Here is a 13,886-nt window from a genome sequence, read left to right as displayed (position 1 = left end):
ATCTGCGACATAAAACCGCGTCTTTTCGGCCCGGGCGGCGTTGCAAATCCTCGCGATACCGGGTGGTATCGCGAGGATTTGCAACGCCGCCCTGCGTGCGAAGGCGCGATTTCATGTGCAGCTCTTTGCGGGGCAGCACACTAATGTCTGCCGTGGGGCATAGGGCAAGGGCGGGAGAATGGCGGAAAAACTTGGCCGCGATTTCAGTTCGCGCTCGCGGCGGCGGCTGGCGCCCCGGCTGCGGCATCCGAAGCGGCGGCTGCAGGCGCGGCCGGTTCGGTGAACTTGGCGCCGCCGGCATTTGCCATGTAGGCCACGCCGCGGGCGATTTCGGTGTCGTTGAAGTCGCCACCACTTTGCGGCGGCATGGCGTTCTTGCCCTTCATGGCGGACTGCACCAGGGCGTCGAACCCCGTCTGGATGCGCGGCGCCCACGCGGCCGCGTCGCCAAACTTGGGCGCACCGGCCACGCCGGCGGCATGGCATGCGGAGCACTGGGCCTTGAAGACCTCCTCACCCGTGCGCAGGGGGCGGTTGGCGTCGCGTATCTCCACCGAGCCTACCTTCTGGATGCGTTCGGCAACGGCCTTTTCCAGATTGTCGGCGCCGGCTGCGGGTTTGTTGCCGGAGCTGACATACATGACCAAACCGATGATGATGAAAACCGGCACGACAAAGGCCAGAATGCTCGTCACCAGCAATTGCTTGGGCGTCTTGATCGGGCCCGTGTGGGCTTCGTCGGTATGGGTATCGCTCATGGGGGGATGGGGCGGTAGTTGGTGGAGAATTTGACTTTTGATTATATGTTTGCAGGCTGCCGGCAGCGGCAGTGGCGTCAACCTCTCAGGCCACGGTGCCGAGCAGCAGGTATTCCATGAGCGCCTTTTGCACGTGCAGGCGGTTTTCCGCCTCGTCCCAGACGACGGACTGCGGGCCGTCGATGACCTCGGCCGCGACTTCTTCGCCGCGGTGGGCGGGCAGGCAGTGCATGAACAGGGCGTCGGGCCTGGCGGCGGCCATCATCGCGGGGGTCACGCACCAGTCGGCAAAGGCTTCTTGGCGCACCGCGTTCTCGGCCTCGTAGCCCATGCTGGTCCAGACGTCGGTGGTGACCAGGTCTGCGCCCTTGCAGGCCTCATGCGGGTCGCTGAAAAATTGATAGCTGCCTGCGCTGATCCCGCCTGCACTAGAGGCCATTTTGGCATCGATTTCGTAGCCGCGCGGCGTGCTCACGTGCACCTTGAAACCCAGCAGCGACGCGGCCTGCAGCCAGGTGTTGGCCATGTTGTTGCCGTCGCCCACCCAGGCCACGGTAATGCCTTGGAGGCAATCGGTCGGCCTCGCCTGGCCGGGCGCGCTGCGCTGCTCGATGAAGGTGAACAGATCGGCCAGGATCTGGCAGGGGTGGTATTCGTTCGTCAGGCCGTTGATCACGGGCACGCGCGAGTGCGCGGCGAAGCGCTCGATCTTGGTCTGCTCGAAGGTGCGGATCATCACCAGATCGACCATGCGGCTGATGACGCGCGCCGTGTCCTCGATCGGCTCGGCGCGGCCGAGCTGGCTGTCGCCCGTGGTCAGGTGCACGACCGAGCCGCCAAGCTGGTACATGCCGGCCTCGAAGCTCACGCGCGTGCGCGTGCTGGCTTTTTCGAAAATCATCGCGAGCGTGCGGTCCACCAGCGGGTGGTGCTTTTCGTAGGCCTTGAACTTCTTTTTGATGAGTGCGGCGCGGCGAAAGAGGTAGGCGTACTCGTCGGCGCTGAAATCGGTGAATTGCAGGTAGTGTTTCATGGGGATGTCCGAGTCCGGTTCATTCGGCCAGGAAGGCCTGCACCAGCGGCGCGAGGCGCGCGACGATCTCGTCGGCTTCGGCGGCGGTGAGGATGAGGGGCGGCACGATGCGGATCACGCTCTCTGCCGTAACGCTGATCAACAGACCCGCGTCGGCCGCGCGCTGCAGCAACGCGCCGCAGGGCTTGGCGAGCTCCACGCCCAGCATCAGACCCTGGCCGCGCACTTCCTTGACGCCCGGCAAACCGCCCAGGGCGCGCTCCAGCCCGGCCTTGAGGTGCGCACCCACACGCGCGGCGTTGTCGAGCAAGCCGTCTTCTTCCATGATGCGCAGGGTTTCGAGGCCCGCGCGCATGGCCAGCGGGTTGCCGCCAAAGGTGCTGCCGTGGTTGCCCGGCTGCAGCACGTTGGCGGCCCTGGGGCCGGCCACCACCGCGCCCACGGGCACGCCCGAGCCCAGGCCCTTGGCCAGCGGCATCACGTCGGGCACGATGCCCGCCCATTGGTGCGCAAACCACTTGCCCGTGCGACCCATGCCGCATTGCACCTCGTCGGTCATGAGCAGCCAGTCGCGCGCGTCGCACAGGCGGCGCAGTTGCTGCAGGTATTCGATGCGCATGGGGTGGATGCCGCCTTCGCCCTGGATCGTTTCGAGGAACACCGCGACCACATTGGGATTGCCCGCGGTGGCGCGCTCGAGCGCGGCGATGTCATTGAGCGGCACGCGGATGAAGCCCTCGACCAGCGGGCCGAAGCCGGCCTGCACTTTGGGGTTGCCCGTGGCCGAGAGCGTGGCGATCGAGCGGCCGTGGAAGGCTTTTTCATAGACCACGACTTCGGGCCGCTCTATGCCTTTGTCGTGTCCGAACTTGCGCGCAATCTTGAGCGCGGCCTCGTTCGCCTCCAGGCCCGAATTGCAGAAGAACACGTTGCTCATGCCTGCGTGCTGGGCGAGCTTGGCTGCCAGCGCCTCCTGCAGCGGCACATGGTAGTAGTTGGAAGTGTGGATCAGCTTGCCAAGCTGCTCCTGCAGCGCCGGCACGAGCTTGGGGTGGTTGTGGCCCAGCGTGTTCACCGCGATGCCCGCGAGCGCGTCGAGGTATTCCTTGCCGTTCACGTCCCACACGCGGCAGCCCTGGCCGTGCGAGAGCGCGATGGGCAGGCGCCCGTAGGTGTTCATCACGTGGGGCGATGCGGCCTCGATGAAAGCGGTCATGCGCGAATCTCCTGGCGGTGCAGTGGTGGCGGGTTGGCCCGCAGTGCGCGACGCCACACGCGCCGGGCTGGAAAGCAGCCATTTTAGGGGCAGGACGGACACGGCGAAATGACAGCTCTTATATAAGAGTTAGAATCTTCGCTGCGGTGCAGCATGCAGCGATCCTGCCATGCGCTTTGCCGCCCACCACTCCAACCCCGATGGTTTCTCCTTCCGCCAACGAAGTCTTCATCCTGGGCGTCACCCAGGAAGGCAAGACCTTTCGCCCCAGCGACTGGGCCGAGCGCCTGGCGGGCGTGATGAGCCAGTTCCGCCCCGGCGGCGCCGCGCCGGGCAGCCACCTGAGCTATTCCCCCTGGTGCATTCCGACCACGCTCGACGGCGTGAAGTGCGTGGTGGTGAACACCGAGTTGCGCGAACACGAACCCATGGCCTGGAATTTCGTGCTGAACTTTGCGCGCGACAACCAGTTACAAGTGCGCGAAGGCTGCCTGCTGCCGGATGCGGTGGAAAACCCGGCGGAAAAGCCCGCTGCAAAGAAGCCGTGAAGACCACCCGGCAGGTTGATCAGATCGCCTTCTGAATCCACCAGCCGCGAAACAAGTACGGCAGCCGCGGCCCCTGGCGGTCGGACACGCCGCCCTTGTCTTCCACGCTCACGGCCAGCTCCACCGCGCCTTGCAGCGCCTGCGGCTGCACGGGGATTTGCAGCGTTTGGTACTTGCTCAGCACCAGGCCGAGCGAGCGCGGCGGGTTCTTGCCGTCCAGCGCCCACAGTTGCATGCTGTCTTCGGGCCCCTCGCGCACGGCGTTCAGGCGCTGCACCTGCAGGGCCTTGGCCTTGGGGTCGTAGGTGACGAGCAGGGCCGGACGCTGTTGCTCATCCACGAGCACGGCCACGTAGTGCACCTGCGGCAGCGCCACGATCTTGGCCTGAAGGTGGTGGATCTGCGCCTTGAGCTGCTCGTACAGGCTCACACTCGTGGCCCAGCCGAGCACGAGCACGAGCAGCAACACCACACTGAGACCGCGCCACCAGGGGCTCACGCGGCGCGGGGGCGAGGTGGGCGCAGAGGAAGGCGCCGATGAAGGCGAAAGTGACGACGGGCCGGCGGGCGGTGGTGCGGGGGAATCTGTCATGACGCGAGTGCAAAAAGCGTGGTGCAATCCATTGAACCCAGATTGTCCATGAGGCGGTGCTGCGCACCTGCGCGGGCGCGGGCGCGGGCGCTGGCGGACAATGGCAACGCGGCCGCAAGCGTGGCAGGCCGCGCGTGTGCTGCTATAGACATTTTTTCACTGAAGGAGTTCCCATGGACTTGATCGAACGCTTGCAATGGCGCTACGCCACGAAAAAAATGGACCCGACGAAAAAGGTGCCCCAGGAGAAGGTCGAGCGCATTCTGCAGGCCGTGCACCTTGCGCCCACCTCCAGCGGGCTGCAGCCGTTCGAGGTCATCGTCGTGACGAATGCGCCGCTGCGCGAAAAAATCCAGGCCATCGCCAACGGCCAGACGCAGATCGGCGACGGTTCGCACCTGCTGGTGTTTGCTGCCTGGGACGATTACACCGCCGAGCGCATCAATGCCGTGTTCGACCACACCAACGCCGAGCGCGGCGGCAAGAACGAGGGCTGGGAGGCCTACCGGCAGATGCTGCTCGCACGCTACCCGCAGCGCGGCGCCGAAGTCAACTTTCAGCATGCCGCGCGCCAGGCCTACATCGGCCTGGGCGTGGCGCTGGTCGCGGCGGCGTTCGAAGAAGTGGACAGCACGCCCATGGAAGGCTTCGATGCCGACGCGCTCGACGCCCTGCTGAACCTGCGCGCACGCGGCCTGCGCAGCGTGGCCATCATGCCGCTGGGCTATCGCGATGCGGCCAACGACTGGCTGGTGTCGCTCAAAAAGGTGCGCCGCCCGCGCGCGCAGTTCATCTCGTGGATGGAGTGAGCGGCTCGTGAAAATGGGCGCCGTCAGGGGGCAGTGCGCTTTCGGCGCGCAAAACCCGGTGGTTCCCTAAAGTTGAAACGCCACCGTCCCCACCACGCCTTCAAGCAGGTCGCGCGACCAGCTTGGGGGCGTGGCCCGCACGGGCTGGCCCAATGCTGCCGTGGCTTGGGCCCAGTGGGCGAGCCAGTCGATCTGTGCGCGGTCGTAAAACGCCGCCATGGCCTCGAAGTTGAGGAAAAAGCTGCGGCAGTCCAGATTGGCCGACCCGCACAGCGCCAGCACCTCATCCACCACGACGGCCTTGGCGTGCAGCATCTGGGGCAGCAGGCACACCTGCGCGCCCGCCGCGGCGACAGCACGCACCGCGCGGCCCCGCGCCCAGTCGGCCAGGCGGTGGTTGGAGCGTGCCGGCAGCACCAGGAGCAGTTGCACGCCGCGCGTGACGGCCAGCAGCAGCGCCTCCAGCAACGCCTCGTCGGGCACGAAATACGGCGTCACGAGCAGCAGCCGGCGCTCGGCGCGGAAAACGGCGCTCAGGAGCAAGGCGTGCAGCGTGTCTTCGTGGAAGTCGGGCCCGCTCGGCACCCATTGGGCGAGCGCACCGGATGCCTGCCAGACATCGCTGCCGAACATGCCGAACATGCCGAGGGTTGGCATCGGCGGCACCGCAGGCATGGCTGCGGCAGGCGGCGCCGGCGCGAGATCTCGCCCCAGTTCCCAGTCGCCGTCGAACAAAGCCTGCGCCTGCGCAGCCAGCGGGCCGTGCGTGGTGAAGCTCAGGTCTATCCAGGGAGCATCCCCTGCCTGACCCAGAAAATACTCTTTGGCCAGATTGCGCCCGCCACTCCACACCTGCACGCCGTCGGCCACGGCCAGTTTGCGGTGGTTGCGCAGATTGATGCGTCCCCGAGGGCGGCCCCGCAGCGGCATGAAGACGCGGCGCTGCACGCCGGCGGGGTGCAGTACGGCATCGTGGCTGTGCAGCGTCCTCAGGCTGCCCACGGCATCGACCAGCAGGCGCACGCGCACGCCGCTGCGCGCGCGCTCGGCCAGCGCGGCCGCCACGGCGGCACCTACTTCGTCGTCCCCGAGGATGAAGGTGCACAAGTCCAGCGTTTGCCGCGCGCTGCGCAGCAAGGCCAGCAGCGCGGCGAGAGAATCCGCGCCGTCCGCCTGAAAGGCCACGGCCGCGTTGGGCTGCGGGCCGGCGATCCCCATGGCGGCGAGCAGCTGCGTGGCCCAGGGTGGCGCCCATTGCGCAAGACATTCCGGTGTGGCAATCGGGGTGCGTGTGGCCGGGCGTGCCACCTTGCGGGTGCCGAAGATCAGAAACAGCAGTGCCCCCAGGTACGGAAAGATCGTGATCGTCATCACCCAGGCCAGCGCCGCGGCGGGCTGGCGCCGCTGGCGCTGCGCACGCGACACAACCACATACACCAGCAAGCCGGCAACGACGGCAGCGACATGTTCCAAAGGCGTGATGGAAGGCAGGGCGAGCATGGTGCTGTGTAGTGCAAAAGGCGTGCAGCGGCTGGCGGGGCCATCTGTCCGAAGAGCCGGGGTTCTAACACACCGCGATGCACGTGGCGTGTGACGTCACTGCTTGCGCTTGATGGCGACGCCGCAGCGCCGGCAACGCATGCAAAAATCCGCCCTCGCCATGCCTGATTCCTCACCATCCCCCCGCCCGTCCTGGCAGCAGACCTTGCGCATCTATCTGGAGCCGGCCAGCCTGCGCATGCTGGCGCTGGGCTTTGCGGCGGGCTTGCCGCTGCTGCTGGTGCTGGGCACGCTGAGCTTTCGCCTGCGCGAGGCGGGCATGGACCGCAGCACCATAGGCTACCTGAGCTGGGTGGGCCTGGCCTATGGCTTCAAGTGGTTGTGGGCGCCGCTCGTGGACCGGCTGCCGCTGCCGCTGCTCACGCGCCTGCTCGGGCGGCGGCGCAGCTGGCTGCTGTTGGCGCAGGCCGTGGTGGTAGCGGGGCTGGCGGGCATGGCGCTTGCCGACCCGCGCCAGGCGCTCGGCCCCATCGTCGCCTGCGCGCTCGCCGTGGCCTTGGGCTCGGCCACGCAGGACATCGCGCTCGACGCCTTTCGCATCGAATCGGCCGACGCACGCATGCAGGGCGCGCTCGCCGCGGCCTACCAGACGGGCTACCGCCTCGCGATGATCTGGGCCGGCGCGGGCGTGCTCTGGATCGCGGCGCGCGCGCAGGGCGCAGCAGGCTATGACAACGGCGCCTGGTGCACGGCCTACCTCGTGATGGCGGCGTCCATGGCGGTGGGCATGCTCACGGTGCTGCTCTCGCCCGAGCCCGCGCCGCTTGCGCCCGCGCCGGCGCAAAACCTCGCGGCCTGGCTGCGCGGCGCGGTGGTCGAGCCCTTTGCCGACTTCTGGCGCCGCTACCGCTGGCAGGCGGGCCTGATCCTCGCGCTGATCGCCGTCTATCGCATCAGCGACGTGGTCATGGGCATCATGGCCAACCCGTTTTATGTCGATCTGGGCTTCAGCAAGGATGAAGTCGCCGCCGTCACCAAGGTCTATGGCGTGGCGATGACGCTGCTGGGCGCCTTCGTCGGCGGTGCGCTGGCGCTGCGTCTGGGCGTGATGCGCGTGCTCATGCTGGGCGCGGTGCTGAGCGCGGGCAGCAACCTGCTGTTCGCCTGGCTGGCCGGCCACGGGCACGACCTGCGTGCGCTCGTGGCCGTGGTCTCGGCGGACAACCTCGCGGGCGGCATTGCGTCCTCGGCCTTCGTCGCGTACCTGTCGGGCCTGACCAACGTGCGCTATTCGGCCACGCAGTACGCGCTGTTCAGCTCCATCATGCTGCTGCTGCCCAAGTTCGTCGCGGGCTTTTCGGGCCGCTACGTGGATGCCTTCGGCTACGCGCATTTTTTCACCGCGACGGCGCTGCTGGGCCTGCCCGTGCTGCTGCTGGTGTGGCTCGCGGCGCGCTTCAGCCGCCCGGAGTGAGCCTTGCGTCGCCCTGTTTTTTCAACCCAGATTGTCCATTAGGCGGTGCTGCGCACCTACGCGGGCGTTGGCGGACGTCTGCCGGTCATTTTGGCCGCGGCTTCGGCGTCCATGGCACTGGCCATGGACTTCTCACCCGCGATCAAACTGCCACGCCAGCCGCCTCGCCACCATCCCGCGTCCTAACGAACAATCTGGGTTCAAGCGAAAATAGCCTCTGACGCTTGATACACAAGCGCAAGCAGCTATTTAAACAATAGCATCAGGATAGCCTCAATGCGCATGCCCATGCGCACCGTGCACGTGGCGGTGCGCGATTTCTTCGGGCGTGGCGGGGCGCACGGCGGTGACCTTGCAGACAAAGCGCAGCGCCTGCCCCGCGAGCGGGTGGTTGCCGTCCAGGTGCACCTCGGGGCCTTTGATCTTCACCACGTGGAACAGCTGGCGCTCGCCCGCGTCGTTCACGCCTTCGAGCTGGCCGCCTACCTTCACGCCGGGCGGAAATTCAGACTTCGGGATCGTGCGCACCAGGCGCTCGTCGCGCACGCCGAAGGCTTCTTCAGGGCTGAGCTCAATGGTGGTCGCGAAGCCCACATCCTGGCCTTCGAGCGCGGCTTCGACCTTGGGGAACAGGTTGCCGTAGCCACCGTGCAAATAAGCCAGCGTGCCCGCATCGAGCGGCTGGCCCTGCGGGCTGGTGATGCGGTAGTTCAGCGTGACGGCGGTGTTTTGCGTGATGGGCATGGGAAAGAAAACCAGATAAACGATGGATGCGCGGCGCGTGGACCGGGATGCGCATTGTCGGTGAAGAAGCCCATCCATGAAGCGCGGGGGCTGCGTGCGCGCAGCCGTGCGTACCGCTCACGCCCGCTGCAGCGCCGCGCGGCGCTATCCCGCACCACCTTCTCAGTCTCAACCCGGCAGGTTGTCCACCTGCGCCCCAGGGTGGCGCGCAAACCGCCGCGGCAGCGGGCCGTGCACCGGCGCGCTCGTGGGCCAGGGCCAGCCGCCGAATTGGGTGCGCCGGTAGTCCGCCATGGCCTGGTGAATTTCGGCGCTCGTGTTCATCACGAAGGGCCCGTACTGCGCCACGGGCTCGCCGATCGGGCGGCCCTGCAGCAGCAGGCATTCGACCGTTGATGCGCCCGTGTTGCTGAGCAGCCAGTCCTGCCCCGCGTGCAGCTCGAGCGCGGCGTGCGCCTGCACTTCCTGCGGTCCGATACATAGGCGATCGCCTGCAAAAAAGTAGAGCATGCGCCGCGTCTGCGTGTGCCGCGCCGCGGGCAGCCGCCACTGCGCGCCGGGCCCGAGCTGCAGCGTCCAGATCGCCACGTCGGCCTCGGGCTGCGCGGCCCAGGACTCGGGCGGTGGCGGCAGCGGCTCGGCCGCCCCCTGAAGCACCTCCGGCAGCGCACCTGCGATCACCGTGACCGTGCTCGTGCGGCCCTGCGCATCGCGCTGCACGAGCCGCGGGATGCGTTCGCGCCAGAACATGGTGAAGTGCGGCGCCGCCATTTTTTGGCGCGCGGGCAGGTTGAGCCAGATTTGCAGCAGCTCCAGCGGGTTAGGGGCACTCGCGTCGAGCAGCGGAAACATCTCGGCGTGCACGATGCCGCGCCCAGCCGTGAGCCACTGCACGTCGCCCGCGCCAAAGCGCGCCGCCGCGCCGAGCGAATCGGCATGGTCCACGAAACCGCGGCGCATGATGGAGACCGTCTCGAAGCCGCGGTGCGGGTGCGCCGGAAAGCCCGGCACGCTGCTGCCGTGGTACATGCTCCAGCCGTCCTGGCGGCTGAAATCGTTGCCGATATGCCGCCCGGCGAGCGCCGCCGCAGGCCCGAAGGCACCATTGCCAGCGGGGTAGGCGTCGTCGTGGTGCGCGCAGAACAAAAAGGGATCGATGGTGGGCCACAGCGGGCCCAGCGGCTGGGTTTGCAGGATGGGGGACATGGCGGGCTTTGCAGCAAATCAGAGCAGAGGTCCGCATGATTGCAGATCGCTTTGGCCTTGGACGCTTTGGGGCCAAGCTGCGCCGCTGCGCCTATGGCACGCGCACGGCGACTGAATCGGCAACAGGGCATCGCCCGGTCGCGCGCTCACGCTGCAAAAAGCGCAAGGGCGAGAAAGCACGCCCTGCTCTCTCGCCCTCATTCCGTACCGGCACTCCTACAAAGAGCGCCGAAGAAGCATCATCCGCGCGGCGAACCGCTCAAGCCGCAACGGTTGCCGCTGCCCCCGAAGGCTTGCGCATGCGGCGCGCAGCGCCACCCAGGCCCAGAGCCGAGAGGAAGAGCCAGGCCGCGCCGGGCAGGGGGACGGAACTGACATAGGCGCGGTAGTCGCTCAAAGCGCCACCGGTCAGACCGCTGATCGTGAAACTGCTGGTAGGGATGGCCCAGTGAAAGAGCAACTCGCCACCACCCAGGTGCACCGCCAGGTAGTCGAATGCGCTGGTGGTGTTGAAGGAATAGGTACCTGTAGTTCCCTTTGCTGGTCCTGAAACACTTGCACCGCTGCAACCCGTGCCGTCCGAGTTGCAGAACGCTGCCAAGCTCAAGGTACTTGGCGCCACGTTGAACTGGGTGGCGAGGTAGCCCAAGATGGCACTCGGGCTTTGCGGCGTCAGGTTGCTGTCGTAGTACCAGACATCGCCAGTGTTCAGGCCGTCAGGGGTGACGGTCAGGTTGGTCGCCTTACTTTGATAGGTGACCGTAAAGCTGTTGCCACCCGAAATCGCAGGCTGTGTCCACGTCGCTGCATGGCTTACGGCGGCAGCAGACACCAGGATGGCGGCGCACAGGGGGCGAAAAATGGCTTGCATGGCGAACTCCTTCCCTTTCAGATTCAGTGGAATCGACTGTAAGGGTCTGCGCCATGGAAAGCGATAGCCCGAACGGGCGAAGCGCCCGCCTTGCGCGGGGGCCGGGGGTGGTCCGTTTAGCTACCGAAAAGGTGCGAACGAACCCGACATGCCCGCTCTACCCGGGTTACCGAACGCCCGGGCCGTGCCGATCAGAGAGGCCCTGCCTGCGCCATCGCGGGGGCGCGCTCGGCGTCGGCGCCTTGCCCTTGCGCGGACGTGGGCGTGGCGGCAGGCCTGGCTTTTTCATCCGCGTGCAGCAGGTTGGTCGAGAAGAAGCAGCTCATGACCGCCGACAGCACGATGAAAATCGAGGTTGCATCGACCAGCAGACCCAGGCGCACGAACACCAGGAAGCTGAGCGACAACAGCAGCAGGTTCAACACGATGCCGAGCACAGCGGAAGCCTTGGGCACCGCGCGCATGAATACCGCCAGCCGCCGCGAACCGGTGCGCGGCACATACCAGATGATCAGCAGGCCGAACACCAGGATGAAGCTGCTTTCGGCCCATTTCAGCCAGACGGGGCGCCGCAGAAAGCGCCCTTCGAACACGGTTTCCATGGCCTGGGCCTGGATCTCTATGCCCGGCACCAGTTCCCCGAGCGCGGTCGTGCGCATGTCGGCCAGACCGGCGCCCGTCAGGCCGACCAGCACCAGCTTGTCCCGGATGCGCTCGGGATCGACCTTGCCGGCCAGAATGTCACGCGCCGACACGTAGCGATTGCGCGTCGCCTGGATGGACGCGAAATGCAGCCAGATGTCGCCGTCTGCCTGTGTGGGCACCGTGACATCCGCAACCCCCACGCCCTGCACGCCCGCCCCATCGGCAAAGACATCGATGGCGGACGAACCGGTGGCAAGGCGCAGCATTTCCAGCGGCAGGCTGGGCACCAGCTTGTCGCCCAGGCCGAAGACCATGGGCAAACGCCGGATCACACCGCCTTCGACGGGGGCGCTCAGCATCGCCTGACCGTGCGCGGCGGCCTGCAACTCTGGCAGGCTGGCCAGCACGTGGCTGAAGCGTTGCACCCACTGCAGCGGGTTGGGGCCATGCACGGAAATCGGCACGGTGCGCAGGCCGGTGCTGGTGGTGAAGGCGGCGTTCTCGAAGCCCACCGCCCCCAGGATGGTCGGCGCCGCCCGCAGGGAGCGCGCCAGAAGCGCTTCGTGGCTGGGCAAGGCCCGCAGGCCGGCCGCCAGGGCCGCCGCCGTTTTCGGCAAATTGCCGGCGACCTTGTCAGGAGAAGTCTGATCCGGCTCGGGCATGTAAATGCCGAGACCGATGGCCAGCGGATGCTGGGCGGCAATGGCGTCGATCAGGTTCGCCAGTCGGTTGCGTGGCCAGGGCCATTGGCCCATACGGGCCAGCGTGTCCTCGTCGATCGCCACGATGGTGACGGGCTCGGAGCTCGGGATGCGCGGAAAGCGACGCTGGTACTGGTCGAACAGCAACTGCCGGGCAGACTTGAAGGTGTCGGGCACCGCAGCGTCCAGGGTTCCCAGAAAAGCCGGACGCGCAATGTCGTTGGGCCATTCGCTGGACAGGTTGAGCACGCTCAGGCCGAGCAGCACCAGCAAGGCCACCGGACGCCCTTTGTGCGCCGCCAGCAGGTGCTTGGCGAACGCAAGCCATTGACGGAGATAGCGTTTCATCGCGGTACAGGGTGACCAAGACCGACAAGCCGCGCGCGCAACCGCCGGCGCGGCTCAGGGGCTGAGAGTTTTTCGGCCGCGGCCGATAGGCGCATCAAAACGCCACCGATAGCGGCGCAAAGCGCAGCCATAGCGCGGGCTATGGCGAGCATTTGCAACGACGCGCGGGGGTGTTTTGGTGTGCAAGGCGACCATGGACGAAAGGCTCTCAGCCTCTCACTGGACGGTGATGACGACACGCCGGTTCTGGAGGTTGGGGATGCCGTCCGCCGTGACCACCAGGGGCTCGCGCTCGCCGCGTCCGGCGGTTTCTATCTGCTGCGCAGGGATGCCGCTCTTGATCAACAAGGCCTTCACGCTTTCGGCCCGCCGCAGCGACAGTTTGTCGTTGGACTCGACCGATCCGGCCCGGTCCGTGTGTCCTACCACCACGAGCTGAGGGGCCGGCCAGTTCGCCAGAACGGTTTTGATGGTTTCGAGCATGGCCAGCGATTCCGGGGCCACTTCGGTGGCGGAGTCGAACAGAAAATGCACGGTAAAGCTCATGGGGCGCGGGGGCCGCGCCGCCAGCAACTCGCCGTAGCGTTGCTGCACGCCGGCCTGGCTCTCCTGCGTCGTTTCCATCGCGCCGCCCTTGCCTACGCCCACTTCAGCGTAGGCCTTGTCGAGCACCCGCTCGCCACTGGCACTGTGGACAATCACCGCACCGACCCGACCTTCCGGGTCCGGCAGCAAGATGATTCTGTCCGGGTTCGTGCTGCACCCGCACAAGCCTGCCAGCAGGGCGACGGCGGCCCCGCCGGCGAGACGCCGATACCAGTTCGCGAGGCTCACCGCGCATCCTCCCCGTTATCACCGACTTCGATGATGAATTCGGTGCCACGCACGCCCAGCGTGGAGGTCGGGGTATTGAACCGCACGGCGTCGGGATTGGCCTTTGCCAGCTTTCCGGAAATCACGGCCAGCGAGCCGCGCCTGACCGTGGCATCGAGCGCGCCGTCGTGGGTCGTCGTGTCGAAAGCGAATTTGTTCAGGTCGAGCACCGAATTGGCGCCGGCCGAAAGCTGGGTGTTGTCGCGCAGCGTGATGCCAACGGAAGAGTCGGCACCGGTCACGATGCGATCGCGGCCTTGAATTTCGCTGCCTACGGCCACCCCGGTACTTTTCCCGGCCCGCTCGACGTGCACCGCGCCCTTGACGGTCTTCACGGTGCCCGCGGTATCGCCCGCATGGACATCGGCAAACGCCAAGCCTGCACACAGACAGGCAAAGGCATATTTCAGGGCGGGGTTGGATACGGACGACATAGGAATGATGGGTTGAAGAAATGGGGCGGCGCACCAGAAAGGCTCCATGGTGCAATCACCGACAGGTGCGTGGCATGCCTCTTTTTTCACATTTGTTCAATCGAACTGTAAAGGCCATGCAACATGAAAAGCGA

14 protein-coding genes are annotated in these 13,886 nt (G+C 66.6%); 3 read left to right on the top strand and 11 right to left on the bottom strand.

The annotated features are described in order from the left end of the window. Positions 1-203: 203 nt before the first annotated feature. The 3 genes from PYV55_RS03485 to PYV55_RS03475 all read right to left on the bottom strand — a co-directional run bounded on the left by PYV55_RS03485 (position 204) and on the right by PYV55_RS03475 (position 3,007). Positions 204-758, bottom strand: a complete 555-nt coding sequence (locus PYV55_RS03485) for a c-type cytochrome (RefSeq protein ID WP_275849309.1) — start codon at positions 756-758, stop codon at positions 204-206. 85 nt (positions 759-843) lie between these two features. Then, positions 844-1,791, bottom strand: coding sequence for an ornithine carbamoyltransferase (gene argF, locus PYV55_RS03480; protein ID WP_275849307.1), 948 nt, complete (start codon positions 1,789-1,791; stop codon positions 844-846). 19 nt (positions 1,792-1,810) lie between these two features. Beyond that, positions 1,811-3,007 (bottom strand): aspartate aminotransferase family protein, encoded by a 1,197-nt coding sequence (locus PYV55_RS03475; RefSeq protein ID WP_275849305.1) that lies wholly within the window; start codon positions 3,005-3,007, stop codon positions 1,811-1,813. 200 nt (positions 3,008-3,207) lie between these two features. On the opposite strand from PYV55_RS03475, the gene PYV55_RS03470 reads away from it, so the two are divergent. Beyond that, positions 3,208-3,555, top strand: a complete 348-nt coding sequence (locus PYV55_RS03470; protein WP_275849304.1) for a DUF3579 domain-containing protein — start codon at positions 3,208-3,210, stop codon at positions 3,553-3,555. A gap of 19 nt (positions 3,556-3,574) precedes the next feature. On the opposite strand, the gene PYV55_RS03465 is transcribed toward PYV55_RS03470, so the two are convergent. Then, positions 3,575-4,147 carry an anti-sigma factor domain-containing protein gene (locus PYV55_RS03465; protein WP_275849302.1) on the bottom strand — a complete coding sequence of 191 codons (573 nt, stop codon included), beginning with the start codon at positions 4,145-4,147 and terminating at the stop codon, positions 3,575-3,577. A 173-nt stretch (positions 4,148-4,320) separates the two neighbouring features. Here PYV55_RS03465 and PYV55_RS03460 point away from each other — a divergent pair, with 173 nt between their 5' ends. Continuing rightward, positions 4,321-4,956 carry a nitroreductase family protein gene (locus tag PYV55_RS03460; RefSeq protein WP_275849299.1) on the top strand — a complete coding sequence of 212 codons (636 nt, stop codon included), beginning with the start codon at positions 4,321-4,323 and terminating at the stop codon, positions 4,954-4,956. Between the two features lie 66 nt (positions 4,957-5,022). Here PYV55_RS03460 and PYV55_RS03455 read toward each other — a convergent pair whose 3' ends face one another. Then, a complete protein-coding gene (locus PYV55_RS03455) occupies positions 5,023-6,456 on the bottom strand; it encodes a phospholipase D-like domain-containing protein (protein WP_275849297.1) in 1,434 nt (477 codons plus the stop codon). A 160-nt stretch (positions 6,457-6,616) separates the two neighbouring features. Between PYV55_RS03455 and PYV55_RS03450 the strand changes: the two genes are divergently transcribed. After that, positions 6,617-7,930 carry an AmpG family muropeptide MFS transporter gene (locus PYV55_RS03450; protein WP_275849295.1) on the top strand — a complete coding sequence of 438 codons (1,314 nt, stop codon included), beginning with the start codon at positions 6,617-6,619 and terminating at the stop codon, positions 7,928-7,930. Positions 7,931-8,203: 273 nt separating this feature from the next. Here PYV55_RS03450 and PYV55_RS03445 read toward each other — a convergent pair whose 3' ends face one another. The 6 genes from PYV55_RS03445 to PYV55_RS03420 all read right to left on the bottom strand — a co-directional run bounded on the left by PYV55_RS03445 (position 8,204) and on the right by PYV55_RS03420 (position 13,752). After that, the gene (locus PYV55_RS03445; protein ID WP_275849293.1) at positions 8,204-8,674 is read right to left on the bottom strand and encodes an FKBP-type peptidyl-prolyl cis-trans isomerase; all 471 of its coding nucleotides are present in this window, start codon (positions 8,672-8,674) and stop codon (positions 8,204-8,206) included. Between the two features lie 168 nt (positions 8,675-8,842). After that, positions 8,843-9,880, bottom strand: coding sequence for a pirin family protein (locus tag PYV55_RS03440; protein WP_275849291.1), 1,038 nt, complete (start codon positions 9,878-9,880; stop codon positions 8,843-8,845). A 259-nt stretch (positions 9,881-10,139) separates the two neighbouring features. Next, on the bottom strand, positions 10,140-10,751 hold the full coding sequence (locus PYV55_RS03435) for a VPLPA-CTERM sorting domain-containing protein (protein ID WP_275849290.1): 612 nt from the start codon (positions 10,749-10,751) through the stop codon (positions 10,140-10,142). A 191-nt stretch (positions 10,752-10,942) separates the two neighbouring features. Further along, entirely contained in the window at positions 10,943-12,445 is a 1,503-nt protein-coding gene (locus PYV55_RS03430; protein ID WP_275849288.1) for a CHASE2 domain-containing protein, read from the bottom strand. Between the two features lie 216 nt (positions 12,446-12,661). Next, entirely contained in the window at positions 12,662-13,279 is a 618-nt protein-coding gene (locus PYV55_RS03425; RefSeq protein WP_275849286.1) for an OmpA family protein, read from the bottom strand. Then, positions 13,276-13,752: a FecR family protein gene (locus PYV55_RS03420; protein WP_275849284.1), complete on the bottom strand. Its 477-nt coding sequence runs from the start codon at positions 13,750-13,752 to the stop codon at positions 13,276-13,278. Before PYV55_RS03420 ends, PYV55_RS03425 begins: the two co-directional genes overlap by 4 nt. Positions 13,753-13,886 lie beyond the last annotated feature (134 nt).

Source organism: Extensimonas soli, from assembly GCF_029211265.1.
GTDB classification, from domain to species: domain Bacteria; phylum Pseudomonadota; class Gammaproteobacteria; order Burkholderiales; family Burkholderiaceae_C; genus Extensimonas; species Extensimonas soli.
The sequence above is the reverse complement of the archived record's forward strand: the minus strand, read 5'-3'. Positions and strand labels throughout refer to the sequence as shown.

Bases quoted from the DNA above. Each gene is read 5' to 3' on its own strand.
- PYV55_RS03485 (WP_275849309.1), bottom strand. From the start codon at position 758: ATGAGCGATACCCATACCGACGAAGCCCACACGGGCCCGATCAAGACG.
- argF (WP_275849307.1), bottom strand. From the start codon at position 1,791: ATGAAACACTACCTGCAATTCACCGATTTCAGCGCCGACGAGTACGCC.
- PYV55_RS03475 (WP_275849305.1), bottom strand. From the start codon at position 3,007: ATGACCGCTTTCATCGAGGCCGCATCGCCCCACGTGATGAACACCTAC.
- PYV55_RS03470 (WP_275849304.1), top strand. From the start codon at position 3,208: ATGGTTTCTCCTTCCGCCAACGAAGTCTTCATCCTGGGCGTCACCCAG.
- PYV55_RS03465 (WP_275849302.1), bottom strand. From the start codon at position 4,147: ATGACAGATTCCCCCGCACCACCGCCCGCCGGCCCGTCGTCACTTTCG.
- PYV55_RS03460 (WP_275849299.1), top strand. From the start codon at position 4,321: ATGGACTTGATCGAACGCTTGCAATGGCGCTACGCCACGAAAAAAATG.
- PYV55_RS03455 (WP_275849297.1), bottom strand. From the start codon at position 6,456: ATGCTCGCCCTGCCTTCCATCACGCCTTTGGAACATGTCGCTGCCGTC.
- PYV55_RS03450 (WP_275849295.1), top strand. From the start codon at position 6,617: ATGCCTGATTCCTCACCATCCCCCCGCCCGTCCTGGCAGCAGACCTTG.
- PYV55_RS03445 (WP_275849293.1), bottom strand. From the start codon at position 8,674: ATGCCCATCACGCAAAACACCGCCGTCACGCTGAACTACCGCATCACC.
- PYV55_RS03440 (WP_275849291.1), bottom strand. From the start codon at position 9,880: ATGTCCCCCATCCTGCAAACCCAGCCGCTGGGCCCGCTGTGGCCCACC.
- PYV55_RS03435 (WP_275849290.1), bottom strand. From the start codon at position 10,751: ATGCAAGCCATTTTTCGCCCCCTGTGCGCCGCCATCCTGGTGTCTGCT.
- PYV55_RS03430 (WP_275849288.1), bottom strand. From the start codon at position 12,445: ATGAAACGCTATCTCCGTCAATGGCTTGCGTTCGCCAAGCACCTGCTG.
- PYV55_RS03420 (WP_275849284.1), bottom strand. From the start codon at position 13,752: ATGTCGTCCGTATCCAACCCCGCCCTGAAATATGCCTTTGCCTGTCTG.